The 20,525-nt window shown below is 70.8% G+C and carries 16 protein-coding genes and 1 riboswitch; of the genes, 8 read left to right on the top strand and 8 right to left on the bottom strand.

All coding sequences use genetic code 11. The features are described 5' to 3' along the window. The first annotated feature begins 3 nt into the window (after positions 1–3). On the top strand, positions 4–1,317 hold the full coding sequence (locus ACIBQX_RS43755) for a cobyrinate a,c-diamide synthase (protein WP_397015535.1): 1,314 nt from the start codon (positions 4–6) through the stop codon (positions 1,315–1,317). On the opposite strand, the gene cobN is transcribed toward ACIBQX_RS43755, so the two are convergent. Next, entirely contained in the window at positions 1,272–4,916 is a 3,645-nt protein-coding gene (cobN, locus tag ACIBQX_RS43750) for a cobaltochelatase subunit CobN (protein WP_397015433.1), read from the bottom strand. The genes ACIBQX_RS43755 and cobN overlap by 46 nt on opposite strands. A 30-nt stretch (positions 4,917–4,946) precedes the next feature. Beyond that, a riboswitch (cobalamin riboswitch) is annotated at positions 4,947–5,152 on the bottom strand. A gap of 15 nt (positions 5,153–5,167) precedes the next feature. On the opposite strand from cobN, the gene cobG reads away from it, so the two are divergent. Genes cobG through cobJ form a run of 3 tightly spaced genes read left to right on the top strand, consistent with a single transcriptional unit; the run spans position 5,168 to position 8,516 of the window. Further along, the gene (gene cobG / locus ACIBQX_RS43745) at positions 5,168–6,415 is read left to right on the top strand and encodes a precorrin-3B synthase (RefSeq protein ID WP_397015431.1); all 1,248 of its coding nucleotides are present in this window, start codon (positions 5,168–5,170) and stop codon (positions 6,413–6,415) included. Further along, positions 6,412–7,032: a precorrin-8X methylmutase gene (locus ACIBQX_RS43740; RefSeq protein WP_397015429.1), complete on the top strand. Its 621-nt coding sequence runs from the start codon at positions 6,412–6,414 to the stop codon at positions 7,030–7,032. Before cobG ends, ACIBQX_RS43740 begins: the two co-directional genes overlap by 4 nt. Positions 7,033–7,037: 5 nt before the next feature. Continuing rightward, a complete protein-coding gene (cobJ, locus tag ACIBQX_RS43735; RefSeq protein WP_397015427.1) occupies positions 7,038–8,516 on the top strand; it encodes a precorrin-3B C(17)-methyltransferase in 1,479 nt (492 codons plus the stop codon). On the opposite strand, the gene ACIBQX_RS43730 is transcribed toward cobJ, so the two are convergent. The 4 genes from ACIBQX_RS43730 to ACIBQX_RS43715 are packed head-to-tail and all read right to left on the bottom strand — an operon-like array spanning position 8,507 to position 11,578. Next, on the bottom strand, positions 8,507–9,241 hold the full coding sequence (locus tag ACIBQX_RS43730; protein ID WP_397015425.1) for a cobalt-precorrin-6A reductase: 735 nt from the start codon (positions 9,239–9,241) through the stop codon (positions 8,507–8,509). The genes cobJ and ACIBQX_RS43730 overlap by 10 nt on opposite strands. Then, a complete protein-coding gene (cobM, locus tag ACIBQX_RS43725; protein ID WP_397015423.1) occupies positions 9,226–9,981 on the bottom strand; it encodes a precorrin-4 C(11)-methyltransferase in 756 nt (251 codons plus the stop codon). The genes ACIBQX_RS43730 and cobM overlap by 16 nt, the downstream gene beginning before the upstream one ends. Then, on the bottom strand, positions 9,978–11,186 hold the full coding sequence (gene cbiE, locus ACIBQX_RS43720; protein ID WP_397015421.1) for a precorrin-6y C5,15-methyltransferase (decarboxylating) subunit CbiE: 1,209 nt from the start codon (positions 11,184–11,186) through the stop codon (positions 9,978–9,980). Before cbiE ends, cobM begins: the two co-directional genes overlap by 4 nt. Continuing rightward, on the bottom strand, positions 11,183–11,578 hold the full coding sequence (locus tag ACIBQX_RS43715) for a pyridoxamine 5'-phosphate oxidase family protein (RefSeq protein WP_397015419.1): 396 nt from the start codon (positions 11,576–11,578) through the stop codon (positions 11,183–11,185). The genes cbiE and ACIBQX_RS43715 overlap by 4 nt, the downstream gene beginning before the upstream one ends. Positions 11,579–11,640: 62 nt before the next feature. On the opposite strand from ACIBQX_RS43715, the gene cobF reads away from it, so the two are divergent. Continuing rightward, complete coding sequence (cobF, locus tag ACIBQX_RS43710) at positions 11,641–12,399, top strand: precorrin-6A synthase (deacetylating) (protein WP_397015417.1); 759 nt, start codon at positions 11,641–11,643, stop codon at positions 12,397–12,399. Positions 12,400–13,166: 767 nt separating this feature from the next. On the opposite strand, the gene ACIBQX_RS43705 is transcribed toward cobF, so the two are convergent. Continuing rightward, positions 13,167–13,886, bottom strand: coding sequence for a CHAT domain-containing protein (locus ACIBQX_RS43705; protein WP_397015415.1), 720 nt, complete (start codon positions 13,884–13,886; stop codon positions 13,167–13,169). Between the two features lie 169 nt (positions 13,887–14,055). Next, positions 14,056–14,406, bottom strand: a complete 351-nt coding sequence (locus ACIBQX_RS43700) for a leucine zipper domain-containing protein (RefSeq protein WP_397015533.1) — start codon at positions 14,404–14,406, stop codon at positions 14,056–14,058. Between the two features lie 167 nt (positions 14,407–14,573). On the opposite strand from ACIBQX_RS43700, the gene ACIBQX_RS43695 reads away from it, so the two are divergent. Continuing rightward, positions 14,574–14,699: a hypothetical protein gene (locus ACIBQX_RS43695; protein WP_397015413.1), complete on the top strand. Its 126-nt coding sequence runs from the start codon at positions 14,574–14,576 to the stop codon at positions 14,697–14,699. Between the two features lie 73 nt (positions 14,700–14,772). Further along, on the top strand, positions 14,773–16,440 hold the full coding sequence (locus ACIBQX_RS43690; RefSeq protein ID WP_397015411.1) for a hypothetical protein: 1,668 nt from the start codon (positions 14,773–14,775) through the stop codon (positions 16,438–16,440). Between the two features lie 920 nt (positions 16,441–17,360). Here the strand turns inward: ACIBQX_RS43690 and ACIBQX_RS43685 are convergent. Then, positions 17,361–19,019 (bottom strand): DUF4012 domain-containing protein, encoded by a 1,659-nt coding sequence (locus ACIBQX_RS43685; RefSeq protein WP_397015409.1) that lies wholly within the window; start codon positions 19,017–19,019, stop codon positions 17,361–17,363. A 1,034-nt stretch (positions 19,020–20,053) separates the two neighbouring features. On the opposite strand from ACIBQX_RS43685, the gene ACIBQX_RS43680 reads away from it, so the two are divergent. Then, positions 20,054–20,461, top strand: coding sequence for a hypothetical protein (locus tag ACIBQX_RS43680; protein WP_397015407.1), 408 nt, complete (start codon positions 20,054–20,056; stop codon positions 20,459–20,461). Positions 20,462–20,525: the final 64 nt, after the last annotated feature.

Raw genomic sequence — 20,525 nt, 5'->3', positions numbered from 1 at the left:
CGGCTGGTCATCGCCGCACCCTCGTCGGGCAGCGGCAAGACGACGGTGGCCACGGGGCTGATGGCGGCGCTGCGGGCCCGCGGGCTGAAGGTCTCGCCGCACAAGGTGGGACCGGACTACATCGACCCCGGCTATCACGCGCTGGCCACCGGGCGGCCGGGCCGCAACCTGGATCCGTGGCTGGTGGGCGAGGAGCGGCTGCTGCCGTTGTTCCTGCACGGGGCGGCAGGGTGCGACGTGGCGGTGGTCGAGGGTGTGATGGGGCTGTTCGACGGCAGAGGCGACACGGACTTCGCCTCGACCGCGCACGTCGCCAGGCTGCTGGACGCGCCGGTGGTACTGGTCGTGGACGCGGCCCGGCAGAGCAGGTCGGTGGCGGCCGTGGTGCACGGGTTCGCCACGTTCGACGTGCGGGTGCGGGTGGCCGGGGTCGTGCTGAACCAGGTGGGCTCCGACCGGCACGAAGCGCTGTGCCGCGCCGCGCTCGCTTCGGCGGGGGTATCGGTGCTGGGCGCGATCCGCAGTGACGACGCCGTCTCCACGCCGTCCAGGCATCTGGGGCTGGTGCCCGCGGCCGAGCGCGAGGCGGAGGCGGTGGCAGCGGTGGACCGGCTGGGCGCGCTGGTGACCCGCTCGTGCGACCTCGACGCGCTGGTAAGGCTGGCGCGATCGGCCCCACCGCTGGACGCGACGCCCTGGAAGCCGGAGCGAGGACCGGCCGGGGACAGGCCGGTGGTGGCCGTGGCAGGCGGCGCGGCGTTCACCTTCGGCTACGCCGAGCATGTGGAGCTGCTGCGGGCGGCGGGCGCGGACGTCGCGGTGTTCGACCCGTTGCGGGACGAGAAACTGCCGGACGGGAGCGCCGCACTGGTCGTCGGCGGCGGGTTCCCCGAGGTGTACGCGGCCGAGCTGGCCGCCAACGAGCCGTTGCGCGAGCAGGTGGCGGCCTTCGGCGGGCCGATCGCGGCCGAGTGCGCCGGGCTGCTCTACCTGTGCGAGGAGCTGGACGGGCAGCGCATGTGCGGGCGGGTGCCGGGGCGCGCGCGGATGACGTCCCGGCTCACGCTCGGTTACCGGGACGCGGTCGCGCTCAAGTGTTCGCCGCTGACGAGGGCGGGCGAGCCCTTCCGCGGCCACGAGTTCCACCGCACCGTCATCGACCTCGCGGGCGAGCCGTTGTTCCGCTGGGAGGGCGGCGCCGACGGGTTCGGCGACGGCCTCGTGACCGCGTCCTACCTGCACCTGCACTGGGCGGGGAAACCCGGCCTGGCTCAGCGGCTGGTGTCGTCCTCCAGGTCGCCTTCGGTCTTGAGGTAGACCTCCCGCAGGCCGCGCAGGAGGTCCGGGTCTGGGTGCTCCCACATGCCGCGCTCGGCGGCTTCGAGGAGGCGCTCGGCGATGCCGTGCAGCGCCCACGGATTCGACTCGGCCATGAACGCCTGGTTCTCCGGGTCCAGCACGTACGTCTCGGTGAGCTTGTCGTACATCCAGTCGGCCAGCACGCCGGCGGTGGCGTCGTAGCCGAACAGGTAGTCGACGGTCGCGGCCAGCTCGAAGGCGCCCTTGTAGCCGTGCCGCCGCATCGCGGCCAGCCATCGGGGGTTGACGACCCTGGCACGGAAGATGCGGGACGTCTCCTCCGACAGGGTACGGGTCCGTACCGCGTCAGGGCGGGTGCTGTCGCCCACGTACGCGACGGGGGCCCTGCCGGTGAGCGCGCGGACGGTGGCGATCATGCCGCCGTGGTACTGGAAGTAGTCGTCGGAGTCGGCGATGTCGTGCTCGCGGGTGTCGACGTTCTTGGCGGCCACGGCGATCCGGCGGTAGGCGTCCTCCATCTGCGGGCGGGCGGCGACGCCGTCGAGGTCGCGGCCGTAGGCGTAGCCGCCCCACGCCGCGTACACCTCGGCCAGGTCGGCGTCGTCACGCCAGTTGCGGCTGTCGATGAGCGGCAGCAATCCGGCCCCGTACGCGCCGGGCGCCGAGCCGAAGATCCGCATCGTCGCCTGGCGCTCGTCGCCGCCGCTCCGGCGGGCGTGGGCGCGCACGTAGTTGTCCTCGTCCGCCTCGTCCAGCCGGGCGGCCAGGCGTACGGCGTCGTCGAGCATGCCCACCACGTGCGGGAAGGCGTCGCGGAAGAAGCCGCTGATGCGGACCGTCACGTCGATCCTGGGGCGGCCGAGCTCGGCGAGCGGGATGGGCTCCAGGCTCGTGACACGGCGCGACGCCTCGTCCCATTCGGGGCGGATGCCGAGCAGGGCCAGCACCTCGGCCACATCGTCGCCCGCGGTGCGCATGGCGCTGGTGCCCCAGACGGACAGACCCACCGAGCGCGGCCACTCCCCCGTGTCGGCGTGATAGCGCTCCAGCAGCGAGTCCGCCATCGCCTGACCGGTCTCCCAGGCCAACCTGCTCGGGACCGCGCGGGGGTCGACGGAGTAGAAGTTGCGGCCGGTCGGCAGGACGTTGATGAGGCCGCGCATGGGGGAGCCGCTCGGGCCCGCGGGGACATAGCCGCCGTCGAGGGCGTGCAGGAGGTGGTCGAGCTCGTCAGTGGTACGGGCCAGCCGCGGCACCACCTCGGTGGCGGCGAAGGCGAGAATGCGGGTGACAAGATCCAGCTGATCGCCGCTCCGCGTGCCGACGGGCTCGACACCGCCCGCGATGTCAGCGGCGGAGGCCGTTTCGAGCACAGCGCGGGCGACCTCGGGCGCGGCGTCCGGCGCCCAGCCGCGCTCCTCCATCGCCTCGACCAGGGCGCGGGCGACGGCCTCGGCTCGGTCCACGTGGCTCAGCCCGGCCGTGCCGTCCTCCGCCAGCCCGAGCGCCTCGCGCAGGCCGGGCAGGGTCTCCCGGCCTGACCACATCTGCCGGGCCCGCAACATCGCCAGCACCAGGTCCACCCGTACCTGGCCGGTCGGCGCCTGCCCGAGCACGTGCAGGCCGTCGCGGATCTGCGCGTCCTTCACCTCGCACAACCAGCCGTCCACGTGCAGGATGAAGTCGTCGAACTCGCTGTCATGCGGCCGGTCGGCCAGCCCGAGGTCGTGGTCGAGCCGGGCGGCCTGGATCAGGGTCCAGATCTGCGCCCGGATGGCGGGCAGTTTGGCCGGGTCCATGGCGGCGATGGTGGCGTGCTCGTCGAGGAGCTGTTCCAGCCGGGCGATGTCACCGTAGGTGTCGGCGCGGGCCATCGGCGGCACCATGTGGTCGACCAGCACGGCGTGCGCCCGCCGCTTGGCCTGGGTGCCCTCGCCCGGGTCGTTGACCAGGAAGGGGTAGATCAGCGGCAGATCGCCGATGGCGGCGTCGGTGCCGCAGGCGGCCGACATTCCCGCCGACTTGCCCGGCAGCCACTCCAGGTTGCCGTGTTTGCCCACGTGCACCATCGCGTGCGCGGCGAACTCGGCCGAAAGCCAGCGGTAGGCGGCCAGGTAGTGGTGGCTCGGCGGCAGGTCGGGGTCGTGGTAGATGGCGATCGGGTTCTCGCCGAATCCGCGCGGCGGCTGCACCATCACCACCAGGTTCCCGGCGCGCAGCGCGGCCAGCACGATGTCGCCCTCGTGCACGAACAACTCGCCCGGCGGCGGCCCCCAGTGCTGTTCCATCCGGGCCCGTAAGTTCTCGGGCAGGGTCCGGTACCAGCGCTCGTAGGAGGCGGCGGAGATGCGTACAGGGTTGCCCGCCAGGTGCTCCTCGGTCAGCCAGTCCTGGTCCTGGCCGCCGGTGGCGATGAGCGCGTGGATGAGCGCGTCGCCGTCCTGCTCGGCCACTCCAGGGAAGCCGTCGCCCAGGTCGTAGCCCGCCTCGGCGAGCCGGGCCAGCAGCCGCACGGTGCTGGCCGGCGTGTCCAGCCCGACCGCGTTGCCCACCCGGGAGTGCTTGGTGGGGTACGCCGACAGCATCACCACCAGGCGGCGTTCGGCGGGCGGGGTGTGCCGCAGCAGGCCGTGCCGGACCGCGATGCCCGCCACCCGGGCGGCCCGCTCGGCGTCGGCGACGTAGACGGTGAGCCCGTGCTCGTCGATCTCCTTGAACGAGAACGGCACCGTGATGATCCGCCCGTCGAACTCGGGGATCGCCACCTGCGAGGCCGCGTCCAGCGGCGAGAGCCCGTCGTCGTTCTCCTCCCACGCCTGCTTCGAGGTGGTCAGGCAGAGTCCTTGCAGGATCGGCACATCCAGCGCGGCGAGTGCGCCGACGTCCCAGGCTTCGTCGTCACCACCCGCCCCCGCGGTGGCCGGTCGGGAGCCGCCCGCCGCGAGCACGGTCACCACCAGCGCGTCGGCCGCGCCCAGCGTGTCGAGCAGCTCCGGCTCCGCGGTGCGCAGCGAGGAGCAGAAGACCGGTAGTGCCTGCCCGCCCGCCGCCTCGATGGCCGTGCAGAGCGTCTCGACGAACGCGGTGTTGCCGGCCATGTGATGCGCGCGGTAGTACAGCACACCTACCACCGGCCCGCTCCGGGAGCCGGCCACCCGCTCCAGCCGTCCCCAGGCGGGCGAGGGTACGGGCGGCGCGAACCCGTGCCCCGTCAGCAGGACGGTGTCCGACAGGAACGCGTGCAGCTCGGCCAGGTTGGCCGGCCCGCCGTGGGCGAGGTAGGCGTGCGCCTCGGCGCAGACGCCGCCGCTGACCGTGGACAGCTCCATCAGCTCGGCGTCCGGTGTCTGCTCGCCGCCGAGCACCACGACGGGGCGCGGCTGCGCCAGCAGCGCGTCCAGGCCCTCTTCCCAGGCCCGGCGACCGCCGAGCAGGCGGACGACGACCAGATCGACGCCGTCGAGCAGGTCCGGCAGATCCTCGGCCGTCAGCCTGGCGGGGTTGTCCCACCGGTAGGCCGCGCCGCTGGCCCGGGCACTCAGCAGATCTGTGTCGGAGGTCGAGAGCAGCAGGACGGAACGGCTGTCGCCAGGCACGGCGCATCCTCCCTCGGGGTCCTCGCCCCGGGTAGCGGGTGTCGCGACGGCAGGAGTCTCCTGGCTCCCGGATCAGCGCTCACCCCGGCCTTCCCACCCGTCGCCGGGTAGTGGCCTGTGGTGGGGTTCGCTCCCCGGTCACAGTGGCGGGACCGCGCCGGTTTCGCACCGGCTTCCTCCCTTTGCCATCGCCTATCCAGGAGCCTACGGCAGGAGCCGCCATCGCCATAGGTGGCGTTACCATCCTCTTCGTGTCCATAGCCGACTTTTCCGGACGGGTGCGCCCTGACGCCTGTCCGGGAGCGCTACAGGTGCACGAGGCCGCCGACGGCCGGTTGGCGCGCGTTCGCCTGCCGGGCGGCGCTGTCACCCCCGTTCAGCTCCGTGAGATCGCGGCCTGCGCGGACGAGCTCGGCTCGGGGGTGATCGAGCTCACCTCACGGGCGAACGTGCAGGTGCGTGGCCTGCGCTCCGACTCCGCCGCCGCTTTCGCCGAGCGGATCGCAGCCGTGGGTCTGCTGCCGTCCGCCGCCCACGAGCGGGTACGCAACATCATCGGCTCGCCTCTGGGCGGGCGGGGCCCTGGGGGGTTGCTCGACACGCAACCGATGGTGGACGCCCTCGACCGGGCGCTTTGCGCGCGTCCACGGCCGGCCGGGCTGCCGGGACGTTTCTTGTTCGTGCTGGACGACGGTACGGGAGATGTGGCCGGGCTCGGCGGGGACGTCACGTTCGCGGCCGTGAGCTCGGGCTACGGGCGATTACTGCTGGCGGGCTCGGACAGCGGGCTCGTCGTGTCCCTGGACTCCGCGGTCCCGCTCATGATCTCCGCAGCGGAGGCGTTCCTCGATGAACGGTCCTCCCTGAGCGAAAGCGCAGGCACCGCCTGGCGGATCCACGAGTTGGAGAACGGCCCCGAGCGGATCGCCGAGCGTCTGAACGATTTCACAGTGCAGCAGGCTGATCCCGGTGCCTTGAACGAGGAGATCGATCATGCCGCCTCCGCCGGCGCAGGCGATGTCGGCGGCGCCGGTGGCCTGGGTGGCGCAGGTGGCGGGCGGCGGGCTGGGCGCGTCGGTCAGCGGGATGGCCGCGTCGCGCTCGAAGCCCTGGTGCCGCTCGGCCGGTTGACGCCCGGCCAGGCTCGGGCGCTCGCCGACGGCGGGCCCGAGGTGCGGCTCACTCCGTGGCGGAGCACCGTACTGCTGGATCTGTCCCCCGCAGGAGCGGATCGCGCCGCGAACGTGCTCGAAGAGGCCGGGCTCGTCGTCGACCCGGCGTCGCCGTGGGCCGGTGTCACCGCCTGTACCGGCCGGCCGGGCTGCGCCAAATCGCTGGCAGACGTCCAGGCCGACGCGCGGCGCTGGGTGAAGAGCCTGGACGCCGCGCCGCGGACGCCCGTGCACTGGGCCGGTTGCGAGCGTCGCTGCGGGCTCCCACGCGGCCAGGTCGTCCAGATGATCGCCACCGAAGACGGTTACCAGGAAAGGCAGCAGTGATCGACTACATCCGCGACGGCGCCGAGATCTACCGGCGATCCTTCGCGACCATTCGCGCCGAGACCGACCTGTCCGGCATGCCGTCCGAGGTCGCGCAGGTGGCGGTGCGGATGATCCACGCCTGCGGGATGACCGACCTCGTCGCCGACCTGGACTGGTCGCCCGCCGTGGTCGCCCGTGCCAGGCAGGCGCTGCGCCGCGGCGCGCCCGTGCTGTGCGACGCCATGATGGTCGCCTCCGGCGTGACCCGGCGCAGGCTGCCCGCCGCCAACGAGGTGCTCTGCACGCTGGGCGAGCCCGGCGTCGCCGACCTGGCCGAACGACTCGGCACCACCCGCAGCGCCGCCGCCCTCGAACTCTGGCGCGACCGCCTCGACGGCGCGGTGGTGGCGATCGGCAACGCGCCCACCGCCCTGTTCCGGCTGCTCGAACTGGTCGCCGAGGGCGCGGGCAGGCCCGCGGCGGTGCTCGGCATCCCCGTGGGGTTCATCGGCGCGGCCGAGTCCAAGCGAGCGCTGGCGGAGAGCGATCTGGATTATCTGGTGGTGCACGGCCGTCGCGGCGGCAGTGCGATGACGGCGGCGGCGGTCAACGCCATCGCGAGCGAGACGGAGTGAGTGCGATGACGGGACGGCTGTACGGGGTCGGCCTCGGCCCGGGGGATCCCGAACTGGTCACGGTCAAGACCGCCCGGCTGATCGGCGAGGCGGACGTGATCGCCTATCACGCAGCCCGGCACGGCCGCAGCATCGCCCGCTCCATCGCGCTGCCGTACATGAAAGAAGGGCAGATCGAGGAGCTCCTGCTCTACCCGCTGACCACGGAGACGACCGACCACCCCGGCGGCTACCAGGGCGCGCTCGACGACTTCTACGCCGACTGCGCCGAACGGCTGGCCACTCACCTGGACGCGGGCCGCACCGTGGTCGTCCTGTCCGAGGGCGACCCGCTGTTCTACGGCTCCTACATGCACATGCACAAGCGGCTCGCCCATCGTTACCCGACGGAGGTGGTGCCCGGCGTGACGTCCGTCAGCGCGGCCGCCGCGGTGCTGGGCCGGCCGCTGGTGGAGCGGGACGAAGTGCTCACCGTCCTGCCCGGCACGCTGCCCGCCGAGGAGCTGGCCGAGCGGCTGCGGGGCACCGACTCGGCCGCGGTGCTCAAGCTGGGCCGGACCTTCACGAAGGTCCGCGACGCCTTGGCCGAGGCCGGCCGCCTCGACGACGCCTGGTACGTGGAGCGCGCCACCATGGGCGCCGAGCGGGTCGCGCCGCTCAAGGACGTCGACGCGGACGGCGTGCCGTACTTCTCGCTGGCTCTGCTGGCCAGCCCGGCCGAGCGGACCTTCGTTCCCCAGCCCGCGGTGACCGAGGGACGGGGTGAAGTGAGCGTGGTCGGCCTCGGCCCGGCCGGGCGGCCGTGGCTCACGCCGGAGGCGCAGGAGGCGCTGGCGGCGGCGACGGACCTGGTCGGCTACGGCCCGTACGTGGACCGGGTGGCGCCGAACCCGCGCCAGCGCCGCCACCGCACCGACAACCGGGTCGAGGCCGAGCGGGCCAGGCACGCGTTCGAGCTGGCCCGCGAAGGGGCGCGGGTGGCCGTGGTGTCCTCCGGCGATCCCGGCGTGTTCGCCATGGCCAGCGCCGTCCTCGAAGCGGCGGGCGACTACCCCGACGTGCCGGTACGGATCGTTCCCGGACTGACCGCGGCGCAGGCGGTGGCCAGCAGGGTCGGCGCTCCCCTGGGGCATGACTACTGTGTGATGTCGCTGTCGGACCTGCTCAAGCCGTGGGAGGTGGTGGCCGACCGGCTGTCGGCCGCCGCACGGGCGGACCTGGTGCTGGCGATCTACAATCCGGCCTCGCGCAGCCGTACCTGGCAGCTCGGAGCGGCCCGTGACCTGCTGCTGGAGCACCGCGACGCGACGACCCCCGTGGTGATCGGCCGCAACGTCGGCGGCGCCGAGGAGAGTGTCACCGTCACCACACTCGGCGAGTTCGATCCCGCCCAGGTCGACATGCGCTGCCTGCTGATCGTCGGCTCCTCGACCACCCGCGTCACGGATCGCGGCGTCGTCTACACGCCCCGCTGCTACCCCTGAGCCCAGGCCGCCGCCGCGGTCACGGTGTCCACCAGCAGGATGCCCGGCGGCGGTGCCGGCCGGTCCACCATGATCACCGGCAGCCCCAGCTCGCGGGCCGCGACCAGCTTGGCGCTGGTCATCTCACCGCCGCTGTCCTTGGTGACCAGCACGTCCAGGCGGTGCTCGTGGATGAGGGACCGCTCCCCTTCGACCGTGTACGGGCCGCGATCGAGCAGCACGTGCACGTGGGCCGGGACGGGCGCGTCGGGCGGGTCGACCGACCTGGCCAGCAGCCACATCCCGGACAGCCCGGTGAAGACCGGCAGGCTGCGGCGGCCGGTGGTGAGGAACACCCGCCCCGCGGCTCCCTCGGCCAGCCGGTCGGCCGCCTCCTCCAGGGAGGAGACGCGCTGCCAGGCGTCGCCGGGGCTCTCCCGCCAGCCCGGCCTGCGCAGCAGGAGCAGCGGCACACCGGTCCGCGCCGAAGCCTCGGCCGCGGAGGCCGTCATCCGCGCCGCGAACGGGTGCGTCGCGTCCACCACGGCGTCGATCCGCTCGGTGGCCAGCCAGGCGGCCAGACCGTCCGGCCCGCCGAACCCGCCCTCCCGCACCTCGCCCACCGGCAGCCGCGGGTTGCGCACCCGCCCGGCCAGCGACGACACCACATGCGTGCCCTCGCCGGTCAGCTCGGCGGCCAGAGCCCGCGCCTCGGCGGTGCCGCCCAGGATCAGGACCCGGCGCATGGTCGCGCCCGTTCCGCGCTGTAGAGATGGCTGTCGGGGAACTGCGTCGCCGACAGCACCCGGCCGACGACGATCACCGCCGTACGCCGGATGCCGGCCTCGTGGACCTGACCGGCGATGTCCGCCAGTGTCCCGCGCAGGATGACCTCGTCGTCCCTGCTGGCCCGCGCGACCACCGCGACCGGGCAGTCCGGGCCGTACGAGGGCAGCAGCTCGGCCACCACCGCGTCGATCCGCTGCACGGCCAGGTGCAGCACCATCGTCGCGCCGCTGGCGCCGAGCGTCGTCAGGTCCTCGCCCTCGGGCATCGGCGTGGCCCGTGCCGAGGTGCGGGTCAGGATGATCGTCTGGCCGACGCCGGGCACGGTCAGCTCCCTGCCGAGAGCGGCTGCCGCCGCCGCGAACGCCGGAACTCCAGGGACCACCTCGTACGGCACACCGAGCACGTCCAGCCGGCGCATCTGCTCGGCCACCGCGCTGAACACCGACGGGTCGCCCGAGTGCAGCCGCGCCACGTCCAGGCCCTGACCGTGGGCGGCGGCCAGCTCCTCGACGATCTCGTCCAGCGTCAGGTTCGCCGTGTCCACCAGCCTCGTGTCCGCCGGGCAGGAGGCGAGGAGCTCTCGCGGCACGAGCGAGCCCGCGTACAAGCAGACCGGCGACGACTCCAGTCGCCGGAGCCCGCGCAGCGTGATCAGGTCGGCGGCGCCCGGGCCCGCTCCGATGAAGTAGACGGTCACGCTCGATCCTTCCTGGTGACCGACCAGACGGTCACCGGCATCGCGGCCCGCCATCCCGTGAAGGAGCCGACGGGCGAGGCTCGCTGTACGGCCAGGCGCACCAGCTCGCCGCCCAGCCGGGCGTACCATCCGGCCACGACGGCCTCGGACTCCAGGGTGACGGCGTTGACCACGAGCCTGCCGCCGGGTCGCAGCGCCGACCAGCACCTTTCCAGCAGTCCGGGCCCGGTCGCGCCGCCGCCGACGAATACGGCGTCCGGTGCGGGCAATCCGTCCAGGGCAGCGGGCGCCTTGCCTTCCACCACCCGCAGCGACGGCACTCCGAGGGCATCGGCGTTGCGCCGGATCGCCCCAGCCCGATCGCCACGGCTCTCGACCGCGACGGCTGCGCACGCTGGGTGGCTGCGCATCCACTCGATGGCGATGCTGCCGGCCCCCGCGCCGACGTCCCACAGCAGTTCGCCGGGGACCGGTGCGAGCCGCGACAGGCTGACCGCGCGGACCTCGCGCTTGGTGAGCTGCCCGTCGTGCTCGTACGCCGCGTCAGGGAGGCCGGGGACGCGGGCCAGCGGTTCGGCGTCCGGCTCGGCCACACACTCGATCGCGATCACGTTCAAGGACGAGGGTGCCGGCGCCGCCCAGCCCGCCGCCGTACCGGGCAGCACCGACTCCGACGCCGCGCCCAGGTCCGACAGCACTGTCATCGGGCTCGGGCCGTACCCTTTCCCGGCCAGTAGCCCCGCCACCAGGGACGGCGAGTCGCGTCCCGCGCCCAGCACGACGATCCGCCGTCCGGGCAGCAGGGCGGCGTTCAGCGCAGTCGGCCGACGGCCCACGAAGCTCACCACCTCCACCTGCTCGACCGGCCAGCCGAGCCGGGCGCACGCCAGTGACAGCGACGACAGGTGCGGCAGCACCCTGACCCGCGAGGCACCCAGCAGGCTCACCAGGGTGGAGCCGATGCCGTAGAACATCGGATCGCCGCTGGCCAGCACGCATACGTCGTGATCGGCGTACCTTTCCAGCAGCGCGAGCAGCGCCGGGAGCAGCGGTGACGGCCAGACGACCCGCTCGGCGGCGGAGGCCGGCACGAGGTCGAGCTGCCGGGCGCTGCCCATGAGGACCTCCGCCTGCTCCAGTGCACGGCACGACTCGGCGGGCAGGCCGTCCCAGCCGTCCGCGCCGATGCCGACGACGATGATCACACGTTGCCCAGCACGTTCGTCACCTGGATCTCCATGACCGGTCTGGACGGGTTCGGACGCGGGGGCTTGTAGCGCGCGGTGTAGCGGCGCTCGGCGTCGGCCACCTGCTCCGGCTCGGTCCGCAGCACGGCCCGGCCCTCCAGCGTCGACCACCGCCGGCCGTCCACCTGGGTCAGCGCCACCAGCACGCCGGACGGGCCGGACCGGGCGACGAGCCTGGCCTTGTACGAGGACCCGGAGGTGATCACGCGGGCGGTCGCCGTCACCAGATCCAGCGTGCCCCCCACCGGGACCACGTGCGGCGGCCCGCCGGAACGCGAGGTGGCGAGCGTGCACAGATGCCGCTCCTGCCAGAATGCGGCGAAGCCGTCGCCCTGCTCGACCAGATCCACGGTCCTCCTCGGGTGTTTTGCGAGCGATATCGTATATCTCCCGCTCTGGCACACTCTTACGGGTGAAGCGGCTACTCGTCATCGGCATCGGCGCAGGCGATCCCGACCATCTCACCCTCCAGGCGGTCAAGGCCATCGCCCGCACGGACGTGTTCTTCCTCGTCGACAAGGGCGAGATGAAGGACGAGCTGGTGCAACTCAGGCAGGACTTGATCGCTGAACACGGCCGCCCGCCGTACCGGATCGCCGAAGCCCGCGACCCGGAACGCGACCGGAGCGCTTCCGCCTACACCGCCGCCGTCGAGGACTGGCGCACGCGCCGGGCGCTGGCCTGCGAAGCGCTCATCAGCGAGGAACTGGCCGACGGCGAGACAGGAGCGTTCCTGGTCTGGGGAGACCCCGGTGTGTACGACAGCACGCTGGCCATCGTCGAAGAGATCCTTCAGCGCGGCAACGTCACGTTCGAGTACGAGGTGATCCCCGGCGTCAGCAGCGTGGCCGCCCTGACCGCCCGCCACCGCACCAGCCTCACCCAGGTCGGACGGCCCGTCCACCTCACCACGGGCCGCCGCCTGGCCGAGGAGGGTGCCACCGCCGACGACGTGGTCGTCATGCTGGACGCCCACTGCTCCTTCGCCGGCCTGGACGACTTCCACATCTACTGGGGCGCCTACCTGGGCACCCCTGACGAGATCCTGGTTTCCGGGGACATCGCCGAGGTCGGCGACCGCATCCGCGAGCTCCGCGCCGAAGCGCGCGCCCGCAAAGGGTGGATCATGGACACCTACCTGCTGCGCCGAACTCCTCCCGCCGACCGTTGAGGTGCCCGCCGCGCAGAGCGGCGACCTTCGGCGCCGCGCTCATGTCGGCCGCCCGGTGATGAGCGCTGTACCGGATAACGTGCTGGAGTCGCGCACCCGCCCGGCGAAGGGTTCTCCTGGTCGCCGCGCCGCCATGATCGCTCATGTACGCGATAGCAAGCCGTCATCACGTACATGAGTTGAGGGCTTTGCCGTCCTTGGCCGATCGGCCGGGTCGCCCCGCCTGGCATGGAGCACGTCTGTGAGTTCATCGCCGGAGGGCCTGGCTGCGGTCGACGAGGCGCAGGACGGCTTCTCTGGTCCGGCGGAAGACGGCGACGGTGCCGCAGGCGGCCGCGGTGACAGTCTGCTCGTCGGGTGTGGTCCGTGGGCACGGTTGGAATAGCGGATCTGCACGGCCGGCGGCCGCAGACTGGAGGGCAGCCGGAGCCGTTGCTAGGCTCCGGCTATGAAGCGCGCCAAGCGGACGACGCGCGGCCTGCGCTCGGCCCTGGTGGCACTCAGCACCACCGTGATCGCGGTCGCCGCCCACCGCACCGGCCACGGGACGACCCCGCCCCTGCTGGCCCTGGCCCCCGTGGTCCTGGCGGCCTGGGGCGTTGCCTACACGCTGGCCGATCGGACGGCTCCGGGGGGGGCATATCGCGCACTGTGCGCTGCGCCTGCCGCAGTGACTCCGCGATGGTGGTCATTGACCACCTGTCCTTTCCTCGCAGCTCCTCATAGAACCGCGTCATCATTTACGCCGCCGCCTCGTCGTCGACCTCCTAGAGGCTCACGACGACGGCGCGAACCCCAGAGCAACGTCCGGGCCAGTCCGACGAACTCGTCCCCGACGCCAGCCGCGCCCACCCCGCTCCTGCACGCGCCAGCACCACCACCGCACCCGCCCAGGGCAGCTCCGCAAGCTGCGGCAATGTGACGACGTCGTTCGGGGCCCAGGGCTGCGGTCTCTCCGCCGCCGGCACGAGACCGCTGCGCTCAGGACGGCTGGAGTTGAAGACGCCGTGACAGGCGAGGTGGACCACCGCGACGTCATCGTGCGCTCTCTCCAGCTCGTGCCGCAGACACTCAAACGTCACCTCGTCCCCTAGCGCCGCCTGCACCGTGAACCGAGCAGCGACTCCTCCGAGGCATTCGCGCTCGAGCGATGAATCCACCCACCAGTCCCCCAGCGCAGGACCTTGCCGTACAGGGTGAGCACAAGGCCGCTCTCGAAATCGGCCGCCGGAATGCGAATCGAGCGGACCAGCGGATCGCCTTCCCCGAGGGACCCGTAGGTCCCCGCTCCAGCAATGTAACGCCTCGTAGGCTCGTACCAGCAGTCGAAGAAGGCCCAGTCGCCCGCGGTCGAGACATAGCAGAGGATGCGCAAGCCGACGACCAGCCCCGGTGGGCCGAAGGCCGCCTGGACTTCGCTGCGACGGACGTCCTGCCCTCGAACCGGTTCCGGCGGCCCGACGCGTCCTGCGGATTCCCCGTTCCATAGGTCGGTGCAAACGGCTGGACGGTTGAAACGCTCCTATGAAGGCCAGCCCGGCCGACGGCGGGAGTTACCCGCCCCCTGCCGCCCTCACGGCGCCGGTCGCATCGGGACGCGCCACGGATGCGCCATGCTCTCCGGGGCAGGTCACATGCCTGCCATGCCTGACAAGATCATCGGTCTCTGACCTGCGAGAAGAGACCAATATTCCAAGATGTCCATCGCGCTGCCCTCGCTCGGCCCTGCCTACGGGGTCGATCTCTTGGAGGAGCGGGACAAGGGCGCGCCGCGGTAGCGGCGGGAACTGAGCTCCCGGTTAACAGTCGCCGAAACGCGGCCGCGTCACCGCCACCGATGGGTATCCCCTCGATCAGGTCGGCGACGTCGGCCGGGGTCCGGCTCGGCGAGTGCTCTGGCGTCGATGCGCGGTCTTCCAGCCCGGCGGGGCCGTCGGCCAGCCAGCGGGTGTACCACTTGGTCAGGCAGCGCCGCGAGACGCCAGCTTCTGCGGCGACATGGACGATCGGGCGACTGGCTAACTATCGGAAGGTGATCTTCTCTCCGGCTGCTGCCATCTCCTCGAAAGTCTTGAGTACTCGGCCTCGCTTGATCTCGCTGTCGCGCGCTCTGGCCTCGCGCAGCACTTGGGCTATGGATTCCGTTCCAAATCTCTCTGACCCCCGAGCCGCCCATGCCCGGCAAGGTCTCCTACGACCAGGCCAAGAGCTTCGCGCAGGCTTTCCTCAAGGGCCAGCCGCCCAAGGCGGCCATCGCCACCACCCTGTTCAAGGACCGCATCCAGAAACTCGGCGACTAGCCCTTCACGGCAATGCCGCAACATGCGAATATACGTTCGAAGAAAGAAGATCGTCTTCCGGAACGGAGTGCATGTGCGTCCATCAGCCTCTGAACGCATCGGCCGATTAGTCGCCTCGGCCGGGTCCCTGCTCCTGGTGGCGAGCCTGCTCGCCGCCCCAGCCCCCGCCGCCGCGGCCGCCGATCTCGTCGCCGACCTCGGGGTCGCGGGCAAGGGCGGGGACCTGGTGGCCGGCCACGGCAAAGTCTTCGTCGCCGCCGACGACCGAATCGTGGTCACGCACCTCGACGGCGAGGCCGTCACCACGATCGGCGGCCTGTCCGGAGTCACCGCCCTGTCCGCGCCGGACGGCGCCAGGAAGGTGTACGCGACGCTGAGCGGCACGCATGAGGTGATCGAGATCGACACCGCCACGGTCGCCGTCACCCGGCGCATCGATCTGTCCGCGTATCCGTGCCCGTCCACGCTGGCGCAGGCCCACAACCGGCTGTGGATCGGATACGGCTGCGGCGGGGCGGGTGAGGGAGGGGTCGTCGCGCTCGAGGTGCGGGCCACTCCCATCCTCGTCAAGGTCGGGCCGGCCACGACCCGGCCTCCGTTGGTCGCGGTCGCCGGCGCCTTCCTCGCCGTGTCGGAGCCCGGAGTCAGCCCCGCCACCGTCAGGTTGTACGACGTCAACCGCGACCCGGGCAACCCGCTCGGCGAGATCCTCGGCGACGCGGAAGGGCTGCCGCCCCTGGAGGACCTGGCCCTCGCCTACCAAGGGTCGGCGGTGCTGCCGGTGCCGTCCGGCGCCCACCGTTTCGACGCCTGGGACACCACGACCTTCGACCGGGCCCACGCCTACGACGAGAAGGGGCCGGCCGGGCACGATCTGGCCGCCACCGTCGCGGCCAGCGAGAACGGCTACTACGTCGTGGGCGGCTGGAACTCCGCCGCGGGTGACGCGGCGGAGCTCGTGGTCTACGACGCGACCACGAGAGAGGTGATCTACACGGCCGGCCACCAGGGAAAGGCGCTGGTGCCGGGCAGCATCGGCTTCTACGGCATCTACACCTTCGCGGTGCTGAAGGAGCCCGGCACCGGGCGCATGCACCTCTGGCGGCTGCCGTCCGCGCCCTACCACTCCTCGGCCCTGACCCTGACGGCGCCCGCCGAGGCGAACGCGCTCAAGCCGCTGACCATCAGCGGACGGCTCACGCTCAGCACCGGGGCGACCCCCGGCGTGCAGACGCTGGAACTGTACAGCTGGCTCCCCGACGGCACCGACAGACCCTTCCGGGAGGTCACCACAGCGGCGGACGGGACCTACGAGTTCACCGACACCCCACCGGGCATCGGGGCGTTCAGGTATCGCCTGTCCTGGCCGGGTAACTCCTGGTACTACGGGGCCTACGCGACGGCGACCGTCACGGTGGCCAGGTACGAACCGGCGCTCATCGTGACCGGGCCCGCGACGGGCGCCGTCGGCGAGCTGCTGGAGTTCAGCGGCACCTTTGCCGCCGAGGGCGTCGTCTACCCGCGCACGACGGTCACCGTCAGCCGCAGGGCCGTCGCGCCGGACGGCACCGTCACCACCAAGGGTCAGAAACTGGCCGCCGCCACCGACGGGACGTTCGCCTTCACCGACACGCCGGCCACGGCCGGGAAGCACACCTACACCGTCACGCTGGTCGGGAGCTCGACCGTCAAGGGAACGAGCACCAATCACGTGGTCACCGTCGTCGAGCCGGCGGGATAGCGTCCCAGGGAGCCGGGGCCTACCTCTCGTAGGCCCCGGCGATGGCCGGCCGCGGCGGCGCGCAGGGGCTCCGACCCGACCTGCGGAAACGCTCCAGTGATCGTTATCACGCCGGACTTATCCCGCCATGTTCGAGCCGAAATCCTCGGGCGTACACCGATCCCAAAGCCCCCGTCAACCCGCCCCTGCCGACCTGCGGATCCGTCCTTAACGTAGCTACCGGTCAGTAGAGTTCGGGGCCCCCGAGTACACCGGTTCACGCAGATCGTCTGCTTGGGGGGTGAGTGGGACTAGTGACGCCGTTGAATCGGTGCCAGAGGCAGATCGAGCCGAGCGACAAGACCGGCGAGATAGCTGCCGTGCTGGTCAACCTGTCGGTCCCAGCGCGTGTCCGTAATCACGCACTCATACACCGCGTCGGCGGCACCGGGGACGGTCGACGTGCGACGCACTGCGGCACCGCGTCCCCGTTGGAGCTGGCCACGGAAGGAGGCCGGACTGTCATATTCGATCATCGATATGCAGTATCCCCGTGGTGGAGGCGCTGAGCGAGCGAACAGCGGCCATGGCCATGATGCCCGGGCCAGGCCGCCATCATCGACGACCGGCGCACTGAGCTGCGCCGACGCCTGGCCGAGCCGGACCTGTCGTATGCCGCCTTCAACCGTGGGTACCGCGAACGGACCCGGTCCGGAGCGTTGCGCTACCACGCCCTGGTGCCACTGACAGAGGCCGACATCTGGCGGGCCTACCAGATCGAGCTGCGCGAGCGCGGTGAGCCGCACCACGACCCTTGGGGAATCAATCCCTTCGAGCGCCGCTGAACTGCGCCGCTCTCATAGCCGCGGTCAGACGCAAACGAGTGTGCAGGAAACTGCACGCGCTACCGCCACTGATCGTTCCATTCCTCCCCGAGAGCCTCACGAAGGGCAGCCCCGAGGATCCTGGATAATTTCGGTGTGCTGCGGACGAACCAGCGGCTGGACCGGGATCTGCGGTGGCGCAGTGGAATAAGGCTCCACCAGTTCGAGCTCCAAGGTCCGCGACTGTCGCGGGGCGAACTCGATCATCTTGGAATAGATCGGATGGGATCGCTCGTCCTCGCGGACGACCGGCACCCGGTCGCCATCGAGCCACGCGGCGCTCAGCTTCGTGCCGACCGAGGCATACAGCGACACCCATAGGAGGTTGGAGCCGACAGCATGCCGCCGATGCGGCGAGTCCAGCCGACCGGTGACGTACGTAGGCAGGAGTTGCTTCGGCACATCGTTGTCGAGCCTGATCCGCACTCTCGTGATGCGGAGACCGTCGTGGCAGGGCCCCAACTCATAGGTGAGAGAGCGCTCCAAGTAGTAGTCGAGCTTGTTGCCCCCCGAGTTGTTGACCACCAGTCCCGCGAACGGCCCGGGTGACTCCGGCAGCACGCCGCCGAGCGGGGTCGCCGAAAGGTACCGTTGCTCAGCGTCCCTGCGGCTCCAGATCTGCACGCGCCGCTCCTTGACCAGCCGGGACAGGATGGGCAGCAATTCGGCCGGCTCGGCGGAAGAATCCGTCAGTTTCTCGCTGACGGCCAGCGCAATCCTGATCAAGAATCTCTTGCGCGCCGCGGACTTCTGATAACGCGCGTAGGCCTCCCGCTCAGTGAGGTCTACGACGTTGCCGGCGGTCACCTTCTTGCCGCCAGGAAGAGTAACGGGGCCGATCACCCGGAGAAGGTACGCCAGACCGACGGGATCGGTGGCGATGGCGCCGTCCAGCCGTTGACCGGTCTGCCGCTCCCACATTCCGGTCCAGATGGCCGCGGCGTGGGGAAGGTGCGGGGAGAGATTGGAGATGGACAGCATCCTGGCCGCATCCAGCCCGTAACGCGCCCGGTAGGCAGGGCCGAGGTCGACGACGGGGGCGGACGTGTCGTCAAAGTCGGCATTGCTGGCCAGCCGTTCGATGGACATCCGGCCGTGCTTCGCTTCGAGAATGCCGAACGCGCCTACGAGGCCGCCGGTTCCGCGCGCTTCGGCATTGGTCTGGAAGGCCAGGTAATAGCGGCGCGGGCCATCGCCGCCCAGCATCGGGTGGAGTACGGTGGCCGCGGTCGCTGCGGCGTCCAGCCAACCCTGCAGCCTGTCCATCTCCCGCAATGCCGTGGCGCGCGCCTGATCCACCCGTTCCAGACGGGTGGCCGCAGGGGTGGCGGCAAGGCGGGTCCGCGCTCGGGCAAGGCGGGTCCGCGCCTCGTTCAGCCTCGGCGCCATCGTTTCGAGGCTGGGCAGGAGCCGCCGCATGTCGCTCACGGACTGCACACCGACCGCGATCGGGGACGCGCTCTTCTGGATGCCGACCAGCACGTTGGTAAGTTCCGCTGCGGCCTCGGCAAGCCCGCGGACGACCGTGGCCACGTCTCCGACCATGGGAACGTGCGCGAGCAGGGCCCAGTCAGGCGTGCCAGTAAGCTCTTGCGCTTCCGCCGCGCTCTGCCGAGCCTCGCTCAGCGGCCCCGCCAAGGCCCGCAGGTCGCCGGCATTCACGACGTCACGCAGCCGAGACAGCGCGTGCCTGGTCACCTCGAGGTGATCCTGCACGCTAAGACCGCGGTGGGCCCACCAGCCCCCGCCGGACACAATGACGACGGCAAGGGCCAGCAGGCACCCTAGCGCGATGCGGGGTGGTTTCTTACTCGGCAACAGCTACCGATCCAAATCGCTTGCTTGAACGTGTCTTCCTTGATCGGGGCTTTCGTACAGGCGCCCCTACCAGCTGTGGCTGCATAGCTCGTGCCCGGCTAGGACTCGACGATGTGGACAATGCTGATCTCGGAGAAGGTCATGTCATGACACTTGCTTACCGGCGGATATTTCTTGTGAGTCGAACATTTTGTGCAAGTCGCACGGACTGTGTGCCGGTCGCACATTTTGCTCGACTCGCACGTCGATTTACAGGAGAGTGCCCCGGCGGTGGCTCCGCTCCCGACACCGACCGCCAGCGCACCCCCCAACGCTGTCGCGATTACGGCGGATATTGCATACTTTCTCATCATTTCCGATCCTCCTGTAGGAAGATGCCACCCGGAATGCGGGAGACCTGTCTACGGAACCTGTTTATATCCCGGCGATCAATCACCACCCCGGCGACACGGCAAGTCTTATAGAACGATCACTGAACCTTTTTTTACCCTCCACTCGGGTCGGTGTAATAGACCACAAGTAGAGGCGTATCCCCAGGTCAGAGCAAGGCAGCGAACCTGTAGGAATTCACTCACCAACCCGTTTGCCGACGTTGATTCCCGGCACGATTTCTCGACGCTCACCACCTGCGACCTCCTGATATCCCGGAGGAGTGTCGACAGACGAGGAGGTCCCGGTAGTAATGGCTGCGAATCCAACAATGTTGCTGCTGATCTGCAGAAAACACTAGGGAAGCACGATTACGGATGGCGGGCCAAGCTCCGTCTGTGTAGGTCAGACCCATTATCCGTTGGTTTTTCCGAGGCGCAGACCGCTGCGGACAGGGAGAAGATCCGCAAGCACCCGAAGCTGGCCAAGGCCTCCTCGAAGGTCAGGTCATCGCCGCGTCCAAGGGCAACCACGGCGGGCGGCCGAAGGTCATCGACGACGACATGCTGACCTTCGCCGTCGCGCTGAAGGACAAGGGCGTACCCGTCCCCGAGATCGCGAAGAAGCTCGCCATCAAGGTCGGGAAGGACGCGGGCAAGTCCCCATCGGTCGCCTCGCACCGGGCACTCCCGGAAGCCGAGGCCGCCTCGGTGGACGACGGCCTGCCGCTCAGGCCCAATCTCGCCCGTATCCGCCGGCTCGAGGACCCGCTCACCGCCGAGGAGATCGACCTCCGCGAACGGCTCCAGGCCCAGGACTACCGGGACCCCCTTACTCCCGCAACCGCTCGACCAGATCACGAGTCTGCGCCTCGCGCTCCTCCAGCCGATCCAGAAGGCTCCTTACCCGGTCACGACCCCGGCCTCCCAGTTCATTGCCACCGTAGAAGCCCCGACCAGCACAGGCCATAGCAAGCAGCCATAAACCACCGAAAGGTCTCTCAGTGGGAGCTACACCCATCGCACATTGACTAGG

Source organism: Nonomuraea sp. NPDC049714 (assembly GCF_044465295.1).
GTDB lineage: Bacteria > Actinomycetota > Actinomycetes > Streptosporangiales > Streptosporangiaceae > Nonomuraea.
The sequence above is the reverse complement of the archived record's forward strand: the minus strand, read 5'-3'. Positions and strand labels throughout refer to the sequence as shown.

Coding starts and splice junctions, on each gene's coding strand:
- cobJ (WP_397015427.1), top strand. CDS start 7,038: ATGACGGGACGGCTGTACGGGGTCGGCCTCGGCCCGGGGGATCCCGAA.
- ACIBQX_RS43730 (WP_397015425.1), bottom strand. CDS start 9,241: ATGCGCCGGGTCCTGATCCTGGGCGGCACCGCCGAGGCGCGGGCTCTG.
- ACIBQX_RS43705 (WP_397015415.1), bottom strand. CDS start 13,886: ATGGAACGGGGAATCCGCAGGACGCGTCGGGCCGCCGGAACCGGTTCG.
- ACIBQX_RS43695 (WP_397015413.1), top strand. CDS start 14,574: ATGCCCGGCAAGGTCTCCTACGACCAGGCCAAGAGCTTCGCGCAGGCT.
- ACIBQX_RS43680 (WP_397015407.1), top strand. CDS start 20,054: ATGCTGACCTTCGCCGTCGCGCTGAAGGACAAGGGCGTACCCGTCCCC.